Origin of the sequence: Bradyrhizobium jicamae, assembly GCF_018130215.1 — a bacterium.
Taxonomy (GTDB): domain Bacteria; phylum Pseudomonadota; class Alphaproteobacteria; order Rhizobiales; family Xanthobacteraceae; genus Bradyrhizobium; species Bradyrhizobium jicamae_A.
In genome coordinates this window covers 1-16,672 of the sequence record NZ_JAFCKQ010000003.1, presented here as the reverse complement: position 1 = coordinate 16,672, position 16,672 = coordinate 1, and the positions used below count along the sequence as shown (strand labels likewise).

Annotated in this window: 16 protein-coding genes; 5 read left to right on the top strand and 11 right to left on the bottom strand. The window is 66.5% G+C overall.

What is annotated here, in order from left to right:
• Nucleotides 1-21: 21 nt before the first annotated feature.
• Together rsmD and JQ586_RS06050 are read right to left on the bottom strand one after the other, a co-directional pair.
• Entirely contained in the window at nt 22-576 is a 555-nt protein-coding gene (gene rsmD / locus JQ586_RS06055; RefSeq protein ID WP_212393615.1) for a 16S rRNA (guanine(966)-N(2))-methyltransferase RsmD, read from the bottom strand.
• Between the two features lie 6 nt (nt 577-582).
• Nucleotides 583-2,652, bottom strand: a complete 2,070-nt coding sequence (locus tag JQ586_RS06050; RefSeq protein ID WP_212393614.1) for a pseudouridine synthase — start codon at nt 2,650-2,652, stop codon at nt 583-585.
• A gap of 122 nt (nt 2,653-2,774) precedes the next feature.
• Between JQ586_RS06050 and JQ586_RS06045 the strand changes: the two genes are divergently transcribed.
• Nucleotides 2,775-3,221, top strand: coding sequence for a nucleoside deaminase (locus JQ586_RS06045; protein WP_249147360.1), 447 nt, complete (start codon nt 2,775-2,777; stop codon nt 3,219-3,221).
• Nucleotides 3,222-3,366: 145 nt separating this feature from the next.
• Here JQ586_RS06045 and JQ586_RS06040 read toward each other — a convergent pair whose 3' ends face one another.
• Nucleotides 3,367-4,269, bottom strand: coding sequence for an alpha/beta fold hydrolase (locus tag JQ586_RS06040; RefSeq protein ID WP_212393613.1), 903 nt, complete (start codon nt 4,267-4,269; stop codon nt 3,367-3,369).
• Nucleotides 4,270-4,394: 125 nt separating this feature from the next.
• Between JQ586_RS06040 and JQ586_RS06035 the strand changes: the two genes are divergently transcribed.
• On the top strand, nt 4,395-5,627 hold the full coding sequence (locus JQ586_RS06035) for an acyl-CoA dehydrogenase family protein (protein WP_212393612.1): 1,233 nt from the start codon (nt 4,395-4,397) through the stop codon (nt 5,625-5,627).
• A gap of 79 nt (nt 5,628-5,706) precedes the next feature.
• Here the strand turns inward: JQ586_RS06035 and purD are convergent, their stop codons facing one another.
• Entirely contained in the window at nt 5,707-6,990 is a 1,284-nt protein-coding gene (purD, locus tag JQ586_RS06030; RefSeq protein WP_212393611.1) for a phosphoribosylamine--glycine ligase, read from the bottom strand.
• 164 nt (nt 6,991-7,154) lie between these two features.
• On the opposite strand from purD, the gene xseA reads away from it, so the two are divergent.
• A complete protein-coding gene (gene xseA, locus JQ586_RS06025; RefSeq protein ID WP_212393610.1) occupies nt 7,155-8,774 on the top strand; it encodes an exodeoxyribonuclease VII large subunit in 1,620 nt (539 codons plus the stop codon).
• Nucleotides 8,775-8,782: 8 nt separating this feature from the next.
• Here the strand turns inward: xseA and JQ586_RS06020 are convergent, their stop codons facing one another.
• On the bottom strand, nt 8,783-9,619 hold the full coding sequence (locus JQ586_RS06020) for a dienelactone hydrolase family protein (RefSeq protein WP_212393609.1): 837 nt from the start codon (nt 9,617-9,619) through the stop codon (nt 8,783-8,785).
• Between the two features lie 186 nt (nt 9,620-9,805).
• Between JQ586_RS06020 and JQ586_RS06015 the strand changes: the two genes are divergently transcribed.
• Entirely contained in the window at nt 9,806-10,033 is a 228-nt protein-coding gene (locus tag JQ586_RS06015; protein ID WP_212393608.1) for a DUF2093 domain-containing protein, read from the top strand.
• A 2-nt stretch (nt 10,034-10,035) separates the two neighbouring features.
• Here the strand turns inward: JQ586_RS06015 and lpxK are convergent, their stop codons facing one another.
• The 6 genes from lpxK to JQ586_RS05985 form a co-directional block, all read right to left on the bottom strand.
• Nucleotides 10,036-11,058, bottom strand: a complete 1,023-nt coding sequence (gene lpxK / locus JQ586_RS06010) for a tetraacyldisaccharide 4'-kinase (protein WP_212393607.1) — start codon at nt 11,056-11,058, stop codon at nt 10,036-10,038.
• The gene (locus JQ586_RS06005) at nt 11,051-12,385 is read right to left on the bottom strand and encodes a 3-deoxy-D-manno-octulosonic acid transferase (protein ID WP_212393833.1); all 1,335 of its coding nucleotides are present in this window, start codon (nt 12,383-12,385) and stop codon (nt 11,051-11,053) included. Before JQ586_RS06005 ends, lpxK begins: the two co-directional genes overlap by 8 nt.
• On the bottom strand, nt 12,348-13,061 hold the full coding sequence (locus JQ586_RS06000; RefSeq protein WP_212393606.1) for a lysophospholipid acyltransferase family protein: 714 nt from the start codon (nt 13,059-13,061) through the stop codon (nt 12,348-12,350). Before JQ586_RS06000 ends, JQ586_RS06005 begins: the two co-directional genes overlap by 38 nt.
• Complete coding sequence (locus tag JQ586_RS05995) at nt 13,058-13,306, bottom strand: DUF4170 domain-containing protein (RefSeq protein ID WP_212393605.1); 249 nt, start codon at nt 13,304-13,306, stop codon at nt 13,058-13,060. The genes JQ586_RS06000 and JQ586_RS05995 overlap by 4 nt, the downstream gene beginning before the upstream one ends.
• A 161-nt stretch (nt 13,307-13,467) precedes the next feature.
• A complete protein-coding gene (locus JQ586_RS05990; protein ID WP_212393604.1) occupies nt 13,468-14,277 on the bottom strand; it encodes a 3'(2'),5'-bisphosphate nucleotidase CysQ in 810 nt (269 codons plus the stop codon).
• Nucleotides 14,264-15,655, bottom strand: a complete 1,392-nt coding sequence (locus tag JQ586_RS05985) for a TldD/PmbA family protein (protein ID WP_212393603.1) — start codon at nt 15,653-15,655, stop codon at nt 14,264-14,266. Before JQ586_RS05985 ends, JQ586_RS05990 begins: the two co-directional genes overlap by 14 nt.
• Nucleotides 15,656-15,941: 286 nt before the next feature.
• Here JQ586_RS05985 and JQ586_RS05980 point away from each other — a divergent pair, with 286 nt between their 5' ends.
• A complete protein-coding gene (locus tag JQ586_RS05980; RefSeq protein WP_212393602.1) occupies nt 15,942-16,466 on the top strand; it encodes a DUF6101 family protein in 525 nt (174 codons plus the stop codon).
• The last annotated feature ends 206 nt before the right edge of the window (nt 16,467-16,672 follow it).

Below are 16,672 nucleotides of genomic sequence, written 5' to 3'. Positions count from 1 at the left end.
CCTACTCCGCAATCGGCGAAGTCACGCGCTTCGCAAGAACACGAACTCCGTATCGTCATAGGCGCGCCGCTCGAGCTCCTCGAATCCCTCGGGCGCCGCAAAGGCCGCGGCCTTCGCCTCTTCCACGACGAGCAGGGCACCGGACGTCAGCCAGCCACCGTCGCGCAGTGAGCCGAGCGCTTTCTCCGCCAGGCCGTTGCCATAGGGCGGATCGAGGAACACCAGCGAGAACGGCTCGACCGGATGCGCCGGTCCGAGATCAGTGGCATCGCGGCGATAGACCTTTGTGACTCCGCCAAGGCCGAGCGATTCGACGTTGTTGCGCAGCAGCGCCCGCGCCTCCGCGCCATTGTCGACGAACAGCGTGAACTTCGCGCCGCGCGAGGCCGCCTCGATGCCGAGCGCGCCGGTACCCGCGAAGAGATCGAGCACTCGCGCATCCACAATCGGGTCGTCATAGGCGTGGACGAGGATGTTGAAGACCGACTCGCGCAAGCGGTCCGCGGTCGGCCGGATCTCGCGGCCCGAGGGCGAGGCGAGATTGCGGCCCTTCAATCGACCCCCGACCACACGCATCGGCGGCTACTCGTCGCGCGGCTTGAGATCGCGCTTGCCGTGGTAACCGCGCTTCGGGCGGCGCGGCGGGCCGTAGCCGTTGGCTTCGTCCTCGTTGCGGGCGCGCGCCTCCTCGCTGCCGGTGCGCTGCACCAGCACGCGACGGCCCTTGCGGTCATTGATCACGGCCCTCTTGGTTGCCGGCTTGGCCGGCTTGTCGCCGCGCGCCGCATCGCCCTCATGGCCGGGCTCGCGCTGCTCCGGTCGCGTAAAGTCGGCACCTGCGAGCTTGGCGACCTTCTCGCCGAGCTGTTCGCGCAACACCCGCGTCTTGACCTCCTCGACCTTGCCCTCCTCGAGCTCGCCGAGCTGGAACGGGCCGTAGGAGACCCGGATCAGCCGGTTCACCTCGAGCCCGAGATGCGCCATCACGTTACGCACCTCGCGGTTCTTGCCCTCGCGGATCGCGAACACCAGCCAGACATTGGCGCCCTGGTCACGCTCCAGGGTCGCATCGATCGGCCCGTACTTGACGCCGTCGACCTCGACACCCTTCTTCAGTTCGTCGAGCTGCGCCTGCGTCACCTCGCCATGCGCACGCACGCGATAGCGCCGCAGCCAGCCGGTGTCGGGCAGCTCCAGCGTCCGCGCCAGGCCGCCGTCATTGGTGAGCAGCAACAGGCCCTCGGTGTTGAAATCGAGCCGGCCGATCGAGATCAGCCGCGGCAAGCCCTCCGGCAGATTGTCGAACACCGTCGGGCGCTTTTCGGGATCGGAATGCGTCGTCATCAGCCCGCGCGGCTTGTGGTACATGAACAGCCGCGTGCGCTCGCGCGGCGGCAACGGGGTTCCATCCACGGCGACGACGTCATTGGCCGTGACGTCGAGCGCCGGCGAATTGATCACGCGGCCGTTCACGGTGACGCGGCCCTGTGTCACGATTTCCTCGGCATCGCGGCGCGATGCGAGGCCGGCGCGCGCCAGCACTTTCGCAATGCGCTCGCCCGACTTTTTCGGCGCAGGCTCCGGACGGCTGCGCCTGTCATCGTAAGAGCGTTCGCGATACGCACCGCGTCCGCCGAAGGCCGGGCGCTTGGCAAAAACCTTGCTGTCATCCTCATTGTCGCGGCGCGCACGGTCGCCGAAACGGCCTTCGCTACGCGGATGTTCCTGCCAGTCCATGCGGCCTTCGGGCCGCTCGCGCCGACGGTTGTCGCGGCGATCGCCGCCCTTATCCTCGTTGCGATCCCCGGAGTCCCAGCGCGGTCGGCTGAATCTCGGGCGTTCGCGGAACGGACGGTCGCCCTGCTCGCGATCGTCGCGCGACCGGGAGAACCGCGGCCGCTCGCCGCCACCGCGATCGTCGCGCGGCTTGCTATCGTCGCGCGGCGTGCGCTCACGTTTCTGCCAGGGCTTTTCGTCGCTGCGGTCGCGGCCGCCGAAGTCGCGATCGCGCCCACGATCGTCGCGCTTGAAGCGCGGCCGGTCAGCGAGATCGCGGCGCGGCGCATCGCCATCCTCGCGGCGGCGGAACGGGCGCCCCTCGCCCTTGTCGCCGAACGACCGCTTGTCGCGATCGCCGCGCGAGAACTTCCGATCTTCGAATTTGCGCTCGGCGCGTTCGCCGCGGGGCGCATAGGAGCGCTTCTCGCCGTCCCGCTCGCCACGCGGCGTATAGGGCCGCTTCTCGCGATCGCCATAGGGCCGCTTGTCGCCGAACTTCTTGTCGGAGAACCGTCCCGCGGGCCGACCGCCGCGGTCGCCGCGCGGAGCACGATCATCACGATCAAAGTCGCGCCGCTCGCCACGCGGCTTGAACGCACGCTTCTCGCCAGCCTCGCGGCCGCGGTCGTCGCGCTTGAAACGCGGCCGGTCATCATGGTCGCGTCGCGGCGCATCACCGTCCTCGCGGCGACGGAATGGGCGGCCCTCGCCCTTGTCGCCGAACGAGCGCTTGTCGCGATCGCCCTTGCCGCCAAAGCTGCGCTTCCCGAACGGCTTGTCCGATCCGCGGCCGCCGCCAGGGCGGCCCTTGCCGGGAGCGCCCCGGTCACGCCGGCCGCGGGAATCGTTGTTTTTGTCGCTGTCGCGGGGCATGAAAGTCTCACTCGGGTAAAGTTCAAACGGCCGTGCGCCCGCTGTCGGCAGCGCACCAAAAGCCGGTATCCACGTTGGCTGAAGGCGACGCTAGTAGCAGGTTTCTTGCGATGATACGAGGCATGTCTACCCCTTCTTTCATGGATTTGGCGCTGAAAACGGCCGAAAACGCCGGAAAATCGGGCGAAGTCCCGATTGGATGCGTGATCGTGCGGGGGTACGAGGTGATCGCCGCGGCCGGCAACCGCACGCTGACAGACCGCGACCCGACCGCTCATGCCGAGGTTCTGGCGATCCGGCAGGCCGCGGAAGCCATCGGAACGGAGCGGTTGGTCGATTGCGACCTCTATGTCACCCTCGAGCCCTGCACCATGTGCGCCGGAGCAATCTCGTTTGCCCGTATCCGCCGCCTCTATTACGGCGCCGCCGACCCCAAGGGCGGCGCGGTGGAATCCGGGGTACGGTTCTTCGCGCAGCCGACGTGCCACCATGTGCCGGAGGTCTACGGCGCAGTCGGCGAGCGCGAGGCGGCGACGCTGCTGAAGGATTTCTTCAAGGAGCGACGGTAGGCCCCGTAGCCCGGATGGAGCGCAGCGCAATCCGGGAAGCCCCTCCGCGGAGACGATGCCGGATTCGCTGCGCACCATCCGGGCTACACATCATCCTCAGCGACAAAGGCGAAGCCTCTGCGCGGGGATGACGGTGCGCGCCGCGTTACGCCAGGAAAAACTCCCGCAGCAATTTCGCTGTCGCCACCGGCGCCTCCTCCGCGAGGAAATGCCCTGAATCCACCGGCGCGCCGCGCACGTTGGTGGCCCACCTCTGCCAGGTGTCGAGCGGGGTGGTCGTGGCGCTCGCAACGCCGGCGTCGCCCCACAGCGCCAGCATCGGGATCGTGATCTTCTTGCCGGCGTCGAAGTCGGCCTTGTCGATCTCGTAGTCGGCGTAGGCGCCGGCGCGATAGTCCTCGCACATCGCATGCACGCGGGCGGGATCGCGGAACGGCGCGAGATAATGCTCGAGCGCGCGCGGATCGATCGCATCCAGCGTCTTGCTCTTGGTCTGGCTCGCCATCTTCTCCTTCAGGAAGAACTCGCCGTGGCCAGAGATCAGCGTCTCCGGCAGCGGATAGGGCTGCGCCAGGAACGCCCAATGGTAGATCTTCAGCGCGGAGAGCCGGTTCAGCTTCTGCCAGTAATCGTAGGTCGGCGCGATATCGAGCACCGCGAGCTTCGATAGCCGGCCGGGATGATCGAGCGCCAGCCGGTACGAGACGCGGCCGCCGCGGTCGTGACCGGCGAGCGCGAAGTGCACATGGCCGAGTTGCTCCATGACCTCGACCATGGTCTTCGCCCAGGCGCGCTTGGTGTAGGGCGTATGGTCCTTGTCGCTGTCGGGCATATCGGACCAGCCGTAGCTCGGGAGATCCGCGATGATCAGTGTAAACTTGTCGTCGAGTTTTGGCGCAACCTGGTGCCACATCACGTGGGTGGACGAGAATCCATGCAGCAGCAGCAGCGGCGGTCCCTTGCCGCCGACGCGGGCGAAGATGCGGCCCTGCGCGGTGTTGATCCATTCGGAGGCATAGCCGGGAAAAAGATCGGCGAGATCGGGCATCGATGGCTCCTTCCCTGGCGCAGGCCGCGTCCTGCTTCAAACTTTGTTTGGCGTTGCCGCTGGCTTGGGCGAGGTTTATGCCATCAACACGTCCGGCCAACAACAACACCAGGTGAGGGAGTGCCATGTCGATCGATTTCGAGATTCCGGCGGAAGCCAAGGCGATCCGCGAGAAGGTCCGCAAATTCGTGCACGACGAGTGCATTCCCGCGGAAAAGGAACTCGACACCAAGCCGCTCGCCGATGTGCTCGGCCCGCTGCGGAAGAAGGCCCGCGCGCAAGGCCTGTGGTGCCCGTTCGTGCCGAAGGAGTATGGCGGTATGGGCCTCGGCCCGCTGGCGAACGCGCTGGTGCAGATGGAGCTCGGCGAGAGCATGCTCGGCGCGCTCGCACTGAACACGCAGGGACCCGACGACGCCTCGATGATGACGATCCTCGCGCACGGCACCGAGTACCAGAAGGAGAAGTTCCTCAAACCCCTTTTGAACGGCGAAAAGCGCATCTGTTTCTCGATGACCGAAAAGGCCGCCGGCGCCGACGCCACCGGCATGCAGACCACGGCCGTGAAGGACGGTAACGAGAACTACATCCTCAATGGCGAAAAGTGGTTCTCCTCGTCCGCGAGCGTCGCCGACATGGCGCTGGTGATGGCAAAGACCGATCCGAACGCGCCGCGCCACAAGCAATATTCGACCTTCATCGTCGAGCTGCCGAACCCGGGTTACCGCATCAAGCGCAACGTTGCGAACATGGCGATCGAGGGCCCGCACGACGACGTCATCCATGGCGGCCATTCCGAGATCGAGATAAGGGACCTCAAGGTGCCGGCCGACAACCTGCTCGGCGGCGAGGGCAACGGCTTCAACATGGGCCAGCACCGCCTCGCCTACGGCCGGCTGCGCCACGGCATGCATAATGTCGCCAAGGCGCAGCGCGCTCTCGACATGGCGGTCGCCCATGTCACCAAGCGCTCGACCTTCGGCCAGTTGCTGGCCGACCGTCAGGCCGTGCAGTTCATGCTCGCCGACTGCGCCAGCGAGCTCTATATCGGTCGCCTGATGCTGCTGCACATCGCCTACAAGGCCGAGAAAGGCCTCGATATCAGGCAGGAGAACTCGATCGCAAAGATCTTCCATGCGCATATGGTGCACAAGGTGATCGACACCGCGATCCAGCTCCACGGCGCGCTCGGCTTCAGCCAGGATACGCCGCTCGCGAAATGGTATACCCAGGTGCGTTCGCAGCGGCTGGTCGACGGCCCCGACGAGGTCCACAAGTGGAAGATCGGCAAGAACGTCATCAAGGCGTTCCGCGAGCACGGCACGACCGCGAGCGCCGCGGGCGGGGATTTGCTGTAGCCGTCATTGCAAGCGAAGCGAAGCAATCCATGGTCCATGCGGGGACAGATGGATTGCTTCGCTCGGACGAACAGCCAAGTCAGCCCGACGCCTTTTCTTGTTCCACCGCCTGCCAGGCGATATCGCGGCGGCAGAAGCCGTCGGGCCATTTGATGCGACCGACCGCCTGATAGGCGCGATCCCTCGCCTCGGTGACGGTCTTTCCCATTGCGCAGACATTCAGCACGCGGCCGCCATTGGCGAGGACGGCGCCATCCTTCGCCACCGTGCCGGCGTGGAAGATCTCGACGCCTTCGACCTTGGCGGCGTCATCGAGGCCCTCGATCCGCGTGCCCCTGGCATAGTCGCCGGGATAGCCTTTCGCTGCCATCACCACGGTCAGCGCAGGCTCGGGATACCAGCGCAGATCGAAATGCTTCAGTTGTCCGTCGCAGGCGGCAAGCAGCGCCGGCACGATGTCCGACATCATCCGCAGCATCAGCACCTGGCATTCAGGATCACCGAAGCGGACGTTGTATTCGAACAGCTTCGGGCCCTGCGCGGTCAGCATCACGCCGGCATAGAGCACACCCTTGAACGGCGTGCCGCGGCTCTTCATGCCGGCAACCGTCGGCAGGATGATCCGCGCCATGATCTGGTCGTGAACCCCCTGCGTCACGAACGGCGTCGGCGAATAGGCGCCCATGCCGCCGGTGTTCGGACCCTCGTCGTGATCGAACACGCGCTTGTGGTCCTGCGCGGAGGCGAGCGGAATTGCGGTCTCGCCGTCGCACAGCGCGAAGAAGCTGATTTCGCGGCCCGCAAGGTACTCCTCGATCACGACCTCGGCGCCGGCGGAGCCGAAGGCGCCCTCGAACATCATGGCGATCGCGGCCTCGGCCTCCGCCAGCGTGCTGGCCACGACCACACCCTTGCCGGCGGCGAGCCCATCCGCCTTGACCACGATCGGCGCGCCTTGCGCCCGGACATAGGCCAGCGCGTCGCCGGCATTGTCGAAGCGGCGATAGGTGCCGGTCGGAATGTCGAACTCGCTGCAGAGGTCCTTTGTGAATCCCTTCGAGCCTTCGAGCTGCGCAGCCTGTTTGCGCGGCCCGAATGCCTTGATACCGGCGGCATCGAGGTCGTCGACGATGCCGGCTGCGAGCGGCGTCTCGGGCCCGACCACGACCAGATCGACCGCCTTGCGCTTGCAGAAATCGATCACTGCCGGATGGTCGGCAACATCAAGGGCGACGCATTCGGCCTCGCGCGCGATCCCGGCATTGCCCGGCGCGCACCAGAGTTTGGTCAGCAGCGGGGACGCCGCGATCTTCCACGCCAGGGCGTGTTCGCGGCCGCCGGAACCGAGCAGGAGAATGTTCATGAAGGCTGCCAGTTTTGGGGAGCAATGCTGTTCGCCACGGTGTAGCACGGCCCCGGACCGCCGCAATCGAGCAGTCCGGTCATGTGTGGATATGTGAATCGACACCCCAAACAGGCCGTCCGGACCTTGCGCATGGGGACGAAAACCCCGATTCTATAGGTCGAATGACTGCTGCTCCGAATCTCGTCAACGCGCCTGAATTCACCGTCTCGGAACTCTCCTCCGCCCTGAAGCGGACGGTCGAGGACCGGTTCGGCCATGTCCGCGTCCGCGGCGAGATCACCGGCTTTCGCGGCCCGCATTCCTCCGGCCACTGCTATTTCGCGCTGAAGGACGAGAATGCCAAGATCGAGGCCGTGATCTGGAAGTTCGCCCACGCCCGGATGCGCTTCAAGCCGCAGGAAGGGCTCGAGGTCATCGCGACCGGCAAGCTGACGACCTATCCGAACTCCTCGAAGTACCAGATCGTCATCGAATCGCTGGAACCCGCCGGCGTAGGCGCCCTGATGGCGCTGATGGAGGAGCGCAAGAAAAAGCTCGCGGCCGAGGGCCTGTTCGACGAGGCCCGCAAGCAGCTCCTGCCCTGGCTGCCGGAGGTCATCGGCGTCGTCACCTCGCCGACCGGCGCCGTGATCCGCGACATTCTGCACCGGCTGGAGGACCGCTTTCCTCGCCGCGTGCTGGTCTGGCCGGTCAAGGTGCAGGGCGAAGGCTCGGCCGAGCAGGTCGCGGCCGCGATCCGCGGCTTCAATGCACTGCCGGAGGGCGGCCGGATTCCGCGGCCTGACCTGTTGATCGTTGCGCGCGGCGGCGGCTCGCTGGAGGACCTCTGGTCGTTCAACGAGGAGATCGTGGTCCGCGCCGCCGCTGACAGCCATATTCCGCTGATCTCCGCGGTCGGCCACGAGACCGACATCACGCTGATCGACTTCGCCGCCGACAAGCGCGCGCCGACGCCGACGGCGGCCGCCGAAATGGCGGTTCCGGTGCGCAGCGAATTGTTCGTCGAAGTTGCCGCGCTGGCCCGCCGCACCATCGTGTGCTGGCAGCGCAGCCAGGAGGCCCGCCGCAACGAGCTGCGCGCCGCGGCGCGTGCGCTGCCTGCCGCAAGCGAGCTGCTCGCGATCCCGCGGCAGCGGCTCGACCATCTTGGCGCGGCGCTGCCGCGCGGGCTGAAGGCCAACACGCACGCGCATTTCCGTCGCTTCGCCGCCGGCAGCGCGCGGCTGACCATCGGCGTGCTGCGCGGCCAGGTCGCACATGCACGGCAGCGGCTGACCGTGTCGGGCGAGCGCATCAGTCTCTCGGCGCGCTCGCTGCTGCATCGCCGGCGCGAGCGGTTTGCCGGGCTCGAGATCCGGCTGAAGGCCTCGAAGCTCGCCAACGCCAAGGCCCAGCGCAATGCGATCGCCCGCGATCTCGAGCGCACCCATCGCCTCGCCGAGCGCGCCCGCAGGGCGCTCTTGACGGCTATGCAGCGGTTCGAGGCGCGCGTCACCCATAGCGGTCAGCTGCTGTCGGCGCTGTCCTACCGCGGCGTGCTTGCGCGCGGCTTTGCGCTGGTGCGCGACGAGCGCGGCCACGCGGTCCATTCCGCCGCAGCGGTCGGGTCCAGCGCCAGCCTCTCGCTCGAATTCGCCGACGGCCGCGTCGCCGTCACCGCGGACCCCGATCGCCCGGCCGCGACGGCCTCGTCCGCGAGCGAGCCGAAAGCGCCGCGCGAGACCCGTCCGGCAGCTCCGAAGCGCGCTGCAAAGCCGGTCGATCAGGGCAGCCTCTTCTAAGCCCAGGCCTAGCGGGACAACCATTCCGCCACGCGCTTTTGCGCATCCTTGCGCGCATCCACATCGGTACCGACATGACCGTGCTCGTCGGTCGCAAATTCGGACGAGGCAGCGATCATGTGCAGCGGCAGGTTGGCGCGATCGAAGCCATGATAGGCATCGGGGTAGACCACGATGCGGGCGAGCGCGCTGCGGCCGTGCGCGCCGTCGACCATCTGGTGACAGACCGACGGCGAGGAGACATCGTCGCGTCCGCCGATCAGGACCAGCGTCGGCACCCGTGCGCTCCAGCCGAAACCGAACGAGGAGCGGCAATCCGGATAGAACGCGATCGCCGAGCGGAAATCGTGCTCGCCGTTTCGCGACCACATTTGCGGCCGCACCGCCCACAACAGCGCGGCGGCGCCACTGCCCCAGCCGACCAGGCTGATACGGTCATGCGCCACCCATTTCTGCTGCACCAGCCATTGCCGCGCCGCACTGATGTCGGCAACCCGCTCGCGACGGATCTGGACCTGATGTTCCCGGATCCGGCACTGCGGCCCAAGCTCGCGCGAGCCGTAGCTGTCCGGCAGCAGCACTGCGTGACCGCTCGTGAGCAATTGCTCGGCCCAGTCGCGATAGCGCGGTGCCACCTGCTCCGAACGGTTGGCAAGCCCACCGCAGCCATGCAGGGCAATCACGGTCGGAAACGGTCCATCGCCGTCGGGCCGATAGAGCTGCGCGCGCAGGGTGACGTTACCGTCGGGAATCTCGACCTGATGCGGCGCCGGAAGCGGTGATGCGGCCGCGAACGGCACGGCGGCGAGCATCGTCACAAACATGAATACCGACTTGAGGCGCATCCGATCCGGCCGTGTCGTGATGGCGCTGGAAACACAGCGAACCATACGCGCAACGCTACCATGCGTACCTACCACCAAATCATCACAAGTCGGTGGTTTAACGAGCGGACACGACGTCCTATCTGTGTTAGACCGGCTCATGAACATCGAGTAAGCCTCGCGAGAGGCAAGGCGGAGAGCTCAATCGTGCTGAACAAGTTCGGTCCCTCGGGACATGGCGAAGCGCAGGTGCAGTATCTCGACGGCGATTTCCGCGTGATCTCGCCGGGCACCTATGTGCGCTGCGCGATCTCGGATGCGCGGATCCCGCTCGACGAGCTGAAATACTGGAGTGTCGACCTGCAGGAGGCCTACGCCACGCCGGCCGCCGTGTTGCAGCGCCACTTCCCCGGCGCGCTCAAAACGCAAGCCTGAGGTCAAGTCCGCAATCTCCTCTGCCTCGCCTCGAACAACCGGTCGGTCACGAAACGCCGCAGCAGCGCCGTGTCCGCAAACTGCAGCGTCACCGCAAACGGCACGATCGCCTGCACTGCGGCCGGCAAACCGTCCGCGCCGTGCAACCGCGCGAGATCCTTTTCCGTCGTCACCAGCGTCAAGCCGTCGCGCGCGGCCTCGGCCACGAGCTCGGCGATCTCGCCGCTGGTGAAGGGATGGTGATCGGTGAACGCCTTGCAGCGAACGAGATCGACGCCGCTTGATCGCAGCGTGCCGAAGAAGCGCTCGGGATCGCCGATACCGGCGAAGGCCAGCACGCGCTTGCCGCGCAGTGCGGCCAGCGATACGGCATCCGGCCTCAGATGCGCCGCCAGCACCGGCGTGCCGCGGGACACGAGTTCGTCGGCGACCTCTTGCGCCGCATCTCCATCGCCGACCACGATCAGCGCATCGGTGCGCGCAAGCTGCGGCGGCAGCGGTGCGCGCAACGGCCCCGCCGGGATTACGCGGCCATTGCCGAGCCCACGCGTGCCGTCGATCACGATCACCGAGGCATCTTTCACCACGCTCGGGTTCTGGAAGCCGTCATCCATCAGGATGACGCTCGCGCCCTGGGCCCGCGCCAGCGCGACGCCATCGGCGCGATCGCGCGCGATCACGACCGGCAGGGTTGCAGCCATCATCAGCGGTTCATCACCGACATCGGCGGCGGTGTGGCCGTTTGGGTCGACCTTGACCGGTCCGCGCAGCCGGCCGCCATAGCCGCGACTGAGCACGACGGGCAGTTCGTCGAGCTCGCGCAGCAGCGCGGCCAGTGCCAGCACGGTCGGCGTCTTGCCGGCGCCGCCGACGTGATAATTTCCGACGCAAAACACCGGAATCCCGGCATCAAGGCCGCCGCGACGCATCCGTTGCGCGGCGACCGCGCCATAGAGCGCGGCAAGTGGTCGGAGCAGATGCGACTTCCAGGACGACGGCCGGTGCCAGAAGGCCGGCTCACGCATTGGCGGCTCCCATCTCGAGCCGCAGCTGCAACAGATAGGGCTCGAGAGCGGCGAGCGTGCGTTCGAGCGCGCCGCCGAGCTGCTCGACCACGTGCTCGGATGCGACCAGCGAGGCCTCCCGCGCAACGGGATCGGCGAGGAACTGGCCGAGCTGCTTGACCAGTGCTTCCCGGCCGTCCGCACGCTTCGCGCCGCCGCCACGATCGAGCGCCTCATACACGTCGGTGAAATTGAAGACATGCGGCCCATGCACGATCGCCGCGCCGAGCTTCACCGCCTCGATCGGATTCTGTCCGCCATGCGCGACCAGCGAGCCGCCCATGAACACGATCGGCGCCAGCCGGTAGAACAGGCCGAGCTCACCCATGGTGTCGGCGACGTAGATGTCGGTGGTTGCGATCGGCAGATCCTCGTGCGAGCGCAGGCCGGGCGTGAGTCCGGAGGACGTGACGAGGCGCGCGATCGCCTCGCCGCGATCGGCATGGCGCGGCACGATCACCGTGAGCAATCCGGGAAAGAAACCCGACAGCGTCTCGTGCGCCTCGATCAGGATCTCGTCCTCGCCGGGATGGGTGGAGGCCGCGACCACGATCGGGCGGCCGCGCGTCACCGACATCAGCCGCTCCAGCTTGGCCGGGTCGGCCGGCGGCGCCGCCACATCGAGCTTGAGATTGCCCGTGGTGATGACGTTGCGGCTGCCGAGCGCGGCGAAGCGTTCGGCATCGGTGTCCGATTGCGCGAGGCAGATGTCGAACCGCCCGAGCAGCGCCCCAATCGTGTTGGAAACCCGGCGCCAGCGCGGGAACGAGCGCTGCGACATCCGCCCGTTGATCAGGACCATAGGCAGCCGCCGCGCCGCGCTCGACAGGATCAGGTTCGGCCACAGGTCGGACTCGATGAACAGTGCCAGCGACGGCCGCCAGTGATCGAGGAAGCGTGCGACATAGCGCGGCGAGTCGTAGGGCACGTATTGATGGATCACGTCGGGCGGGAACCGCTTGGCCACGATCGCGGCCGACGTCACCGTGCCTGATGTCACGAGGATGCGCAGGTTGAGCGCCCGCAGGCGCTCGATCAACGCCGCCGCCGCGAGCACCTCGCCAACGCTCGCGCCATGGATCCAGACCAGCGGGCCATGGGGACGGACATCGTCGCTCATGCCGCGCCGCTCGCCGACGCGTTCGGGATCTTCCTTGCCGAGCTTCAGCCGCCGCTTGATCAGGGCGGGCGCAAGCGGCACCACGACGGACGACAGCTTGCGGTAAACACGCAATGTCATCGGGAGCGAGCTAGCCAAGCGTGGCCTCCGGTCGCCCGACGGCTGCATAGGCACGTCGGGTCGCCTCGTTCAGAAGATACTCCACATGCTGCCGAAGCTTCTCCATGGTCTCGGCATCGGCATCCGGCGGCACGTGAACCGGCTCAATTCCTACCACCGCACCGCGCCCGAATGGCAGATTGATCGTGGTGGAATCCCAGTTTTTCAACCGGATGAATCGGCTGGTGACCATCGCGAGCGCCAGGATCGGCCGGCCGGTCTCCCGCGCCAGCATGATGGCCCCTAATCCCGCCACCCGCGCCCGCTTCGGCACGTCGGCCGTGGTCGCGACGTTCCAGCCCTCTTCCAGCGCCCGCCCCATCTCCTTGAAGGCGCCGACCCCGCCCTTGCGATGGAACGCGCCGGAATGATCGCCGGACCCGCGGATCGTGCCGATGCCCAGCCGCTCGACCGCGATGGCGTTGAACTCGCCGTCGCGGTGCCGGGAGATCAGGACCTTGGCCTTGTAGCTGTCCTTGGTCCTGATGAACGGCGTCATCAGATGCTGGCCGTGCCAGAACACGAAGATCGCCGGCATCATCGGCTCGACGATCCCGTAGACGTCGGGGGGCTCGTAGACGAAGCGGTTGGTGAGCCAGACCAGCCGCAGGTACTCGGCCGCAAGCACACCTAGCGCGCGCTGCACAAAGCTGCTGCGCAGCAAATCGCGAAGGAGGCGTTTCAATGGGAGTGCTTTGCGTCCTGCTCAGGGTCGAGCAACCGGTGGAGGTGGACGACGAAATAGCGCATCTGGGCGTTGTCCACGGTCTGCTGCGCCTTCGCCTTCCAGGCCGCATAGGCGGTCGCGTAGTTCGGGAATACCCCGACGATCTCGACCTCGTCGAGATTCTTGAAGGTATTGTGTTCGAGATCGGTCAACTCGCCGCCGATGACGAGATGAAGCAGTTGCGGCTGGGCATTGTCTGACATGGTGGCCTTTCCTGGAGAGATGCCCGGCAAGCAAAGTTTAAGTCGTGGTTGTAGCAAGTCTGATTGTAGCAAGTCTGATTGTAACAAGTCTGATTGCAACAAGTCTGGTCGTAGCAGGTCTGGTCGTCACGGTCGGATGCGCGGCGCGGATCGAGCTGGCTTCACGGCAACGGTCGGTTGCGAAAGTGCTCGACAATGCGTGCATGACGATCGCGTCCCGCTGCCACCAGCACCCCATGCGTCACCTCCCGGCGATTATACTGAATCGCATCCCCCGAGAGCGCGGTCATCCTACCATCCGCTTCCTGCACGATCAAATTCGCCGCGGCAAGATCCCAGTCGCGGCTTTGTCCACCCGCGAAGGCGGCGTCCAGGCTGCCTTGCGCGACGCGGCACAGCCGCAGGGCCAGCGATCCGATCCGTGGAAATACCGAGATCTCGTCCGCTGTGTCATTCAGCCGTTGCACGAGCGGTTTCGGCCCCGCCATGCGCGGAAAGATGAAGTCGGAGCCTTCGGTGGCGTGCACCGGCATGTCGTTGCGGGTCGCGCCCTGCCCGCGCGCGGCGAAGAAGAACTCGTCGCTGACAGGCGCGTAGACCGCCGCGAGCACCGGGAGGGCATTTTCAACCAGCGCCACACTGACGCACCAGTCCTCGCGACCGGCAAGGTAGGCGCGCGTGCCGTCGATCGGATCGACGATCCAGGTCAGCCGTTTGCCGAGCCGGGCCGGGTCATCGGCACTCTCCTCCGACAGCCAGCCATAATCGGGCGTTGCCGAACGCAGCTGCTGCTCGAGCAGGTCGTTGACCGCGATGTCGGCTTCGGAGACCGGCGACGAGGCGCCCTTGACCCAGTTCTTCAATTCGGTGCGGAACATCGACTGCGCCAGCCGCCCCGCCTCATGCACCGTCCTGGTCAGCAAGGCCGCGTCGCGCGCCCTCGACCAGGCGTCCGTATCAGCGTCCGCCAAGCGTCAGTCCCTCGATGCGCAGCGTCGGCGAATTGACGCCGTAACGGAATTCCAGATCGTCGGCCGCCACCAGCGACTTGAACATCGGCAGCAGATGGCCTGCGATCGTCACCTCGCTGACGGGATAGGTGATCTCGCCATTCTCGATCCAGAAGCCCGACGCGCCGCGGCTGTAGTCACCGGTCACGCCGTTGACGCCGGACCCGATCAGGTCGGTGACGTAGAAGCCCTGCTTGATGTCCGAGATCAGCTGCTTCGGCGTCACCGCGCCGGGCTCGATATGCAGATTGTACGCCCCCGGCGACGGCGAGGAGGACACGCCGCGATGGGCATGCCCGGTCGTGGTCAGGCCAAGTTCGCGCGCGGTCGCGCAATCGAGGATCCAAGTGGTCAGCACGCCCGCATCGATCAGCGCCGTCTTCTTCACCTTGACGCCCTCGGCGTCGAAGGTCTGCGAGCGCAGGCCGCGCACCCGCAAGGGATCGTCGATGATGCGGATGTCCCGGGAGAACAGCTGCTCGCCGAGCCGGTCCTTCAGGAACGAGGTCTTGCGCGCGATCGAGGCGCCGTTGATGGCGCCGACGAGATGGCCGATGATCGATCCCGCGACCCGGGGATCGAACACGACAGGCACCTTCGAGGTCTCGACCTTGCGCGGATTGAAGCGCGCCACCGCGCGCTCGCCGGCGCTGCGGCCCACGGCCGCAGGGGACTCCAGATCGGATGCGTGCGGCGCGCTGGTGAAATCGTAATCGCGCTCCATGGCGGTCCCGTCGCCGGAGATCGCAGTCATCGAGATCCCGTGGTTGGAGCGCAGATAGGAGCCGTGAAAGCCGGTCGACGTCACCAGCACCATGCCGCCGATCCCGGTCGAGGCCGACGCGCCGCCGGACTTGGTGACACCCTTGACCGCGAGCGCGGCGGCCTCCGCCTCGATCGCGTGCCGCTCGAGCTCGGCGGTCGAAGGAACCGTGCGGTCGAGCAGATCGAGATCGGGGAAATCATGCGCATGGAGCGCCGGATCGGCGAGACCGACAAATTTGTCGACGGGCGCCACGCGCGCCATCGCCACCGCGCGCTCGGCGAGCTTCGCGATGCCGTCGCCGCTGACGTCATTGGTCGACACCACCGCCTGGCGCTGACCGACGAACACGCGCAATCCGACGTCATCGCCTTCGGAACGCTCGGTTGCCTCGACGCGGCCGTCGCGCACCTCGACGCCCTGCGAGACGCCGCGCACCGCAACCGCATCGGATGCGTCGGCACCGGCACGCCTGGCGGCATCGACCAGGCGCTGCGCGAGCTCGCTCAGGGCCGATTGATCGAACAGGTCGGAGGTATCACCGTTTCGCGATGATGCAGATGGTGAAGGGTTCACGAACAAATTCCTGCGGATTGGACGGGGGAGCGGCGCCTCTGCGATAGACCAACCAGATGTGCCGGATTCACAGGGATTTCAAGCACATTACATCGGCCAATGACAAAGATTCTCGGCATCGCGGCAAGCCTTCGTCAATCATGTGGGCCAACCTCTTGTCAATCATGCCCACGAAAGCAGCGCCGGTGACACCGGGTTAACCAGGCTTTTTAAGCCGAAACGGACGGGCTTCGGCTAAGGTCTCACGCATCGACCGGGAACATAATCCCGGCGGGGAGACAAAGGCGTGAGGCGTCAAACACCAACAAGCGGATTCAATTCCGCCGGGTCGAGCCGTGCACTGCGGCTCGACCCTCTTTCCCTGCCCGTCAGCTTCCACGCGCAGGACGCGCGCGCGGATGGCGGCATGCGGCAGGTCGAGCTTCATCGTGAACATGTCGTGCTGCGCCGTGCCGTCAGGGGCATGCGGATGGCCGTCAACGTTCGCGTCAGCGATTTCCTCGGGGTTGCCGTGCGCGGCATCGACGACGCGCAGATGCTGGTGCTGGTTCATCGCGATCCCGCCCTCTCCATTCCGCTCGGCAGCAGCGTCGATGCCGACGAGATCGCATCGGCCTGGCAGATGTGGAGCGACATCTTCCATCTGCCGCAGCTCGCCGAGGAAGCACCGCTCGATCCGGCCCCGCGCCGCCGCCGCCGCAACGCGATCCGCCAGCGCCGTCCAAAATTCCTGGTCCGCCGCCGCGCCGGCTTCCGTCTCGACGCGGCAAGCGTGCATCGCGACGAGCGCGAGATCATCGCACGGGATTGAGATCGGGTCTGCCAATAGCGCCGGAATACAAACAGCGCCGCAACATGCGTCGCGCGGATTGTCGTCATGGCCTCGCGTTCTCGCGACTTGAATCGTCCGAGCTTTGCATTCGTTTCGCCCTCTTCTTTCGGAGAGGGCGCAGGGAAAGCCGGGTGCCGATCGCACCCATGGGCCCCGTGCAATGTAGAAAGCACGGGGGTAGGACC

Excerpts from the sequence above, each read along its gene's own strand:
- rsmD (WP_212393615.1), bottom strand. The coding sequence starts at position 576 with ATGCGTGTGGTCGGGGGTCGATTGAAGGGCCGCAATCTCGCCTCGCCC.
- JQ586_RS06050 (WP_212393614.1), bottom strand. The coding sequence starts at position 2,652 with ATGCCCCGCGACAGCGACAAAAACAACGATTCCCGCGGCCGGCGTGAC.
- JQ586_RS06045 (WP_249147360.1), top strand. The coding sequence starts at position 2,775 with ATGTCTACCCCTTCTTTCATGGATTTGGCGCTGAAAACGGCCGAAAAC.
- JQ586_RS06040 (WP_212393613.1), bottom strand. The coding sequence starts at position 4,269 with ATGCCCGATCTCGCCGATCTTTTTCCCGGCTATGCCTCCGAATGGATC.
- JQ586_RS06035 (WP_212393612.1), top strand. The coding sequence starts at position 4,395 with ATGTCGATCGATTTCGAGATTCCGGCGGAAGCCAAGGCGATCCGCGAG.
- purD (WP_212393611.1), bottom strand. The coding sequence starts at position 6,990 with ATGAACATTCTCCTGCTCGGTTCCGGCGGCCGCGAACACGCCCTGGCG.
- xseA (WP_212393610.1), top strand. The coding sequence starts at position 7,155 with ATGACTGCTGCTCCGAATCTCGTCAACGCGCCTGAATTCACCGTCTCG.
- JQ586_RS06020 (WP_212393609.1), bottom strand. The coding sequence starts at position 9,619 with ATGCGCCTCAAGTCGGTATTCATGTTTGTGACGATGCTCGCCGCCGTG.
- lpxK (WP_212393607.1), bottom strand. The coding sequence starts at position 11,058 with ATGCGTGAGCCGGCCTTCTGGCACCGGCCGTCGTCCTGGAAGTCGCAT.
- JQ586_RS06005 (WP_212393833.1), bottom strand. The coding sequence starts at position 12,385 with ATGCAGCCGTCGGGCGACCGGAGGCCACGCTTGGCTAGCTCGCTCCCG.
- JQ586_RS05995 (WP_212393605.1), bottom strand. The coding sequence starts at position 13,306 with ATGTCAGACAATGCCCAGCCGCAACTGCTTCATCTCGTCATCGGCGGC.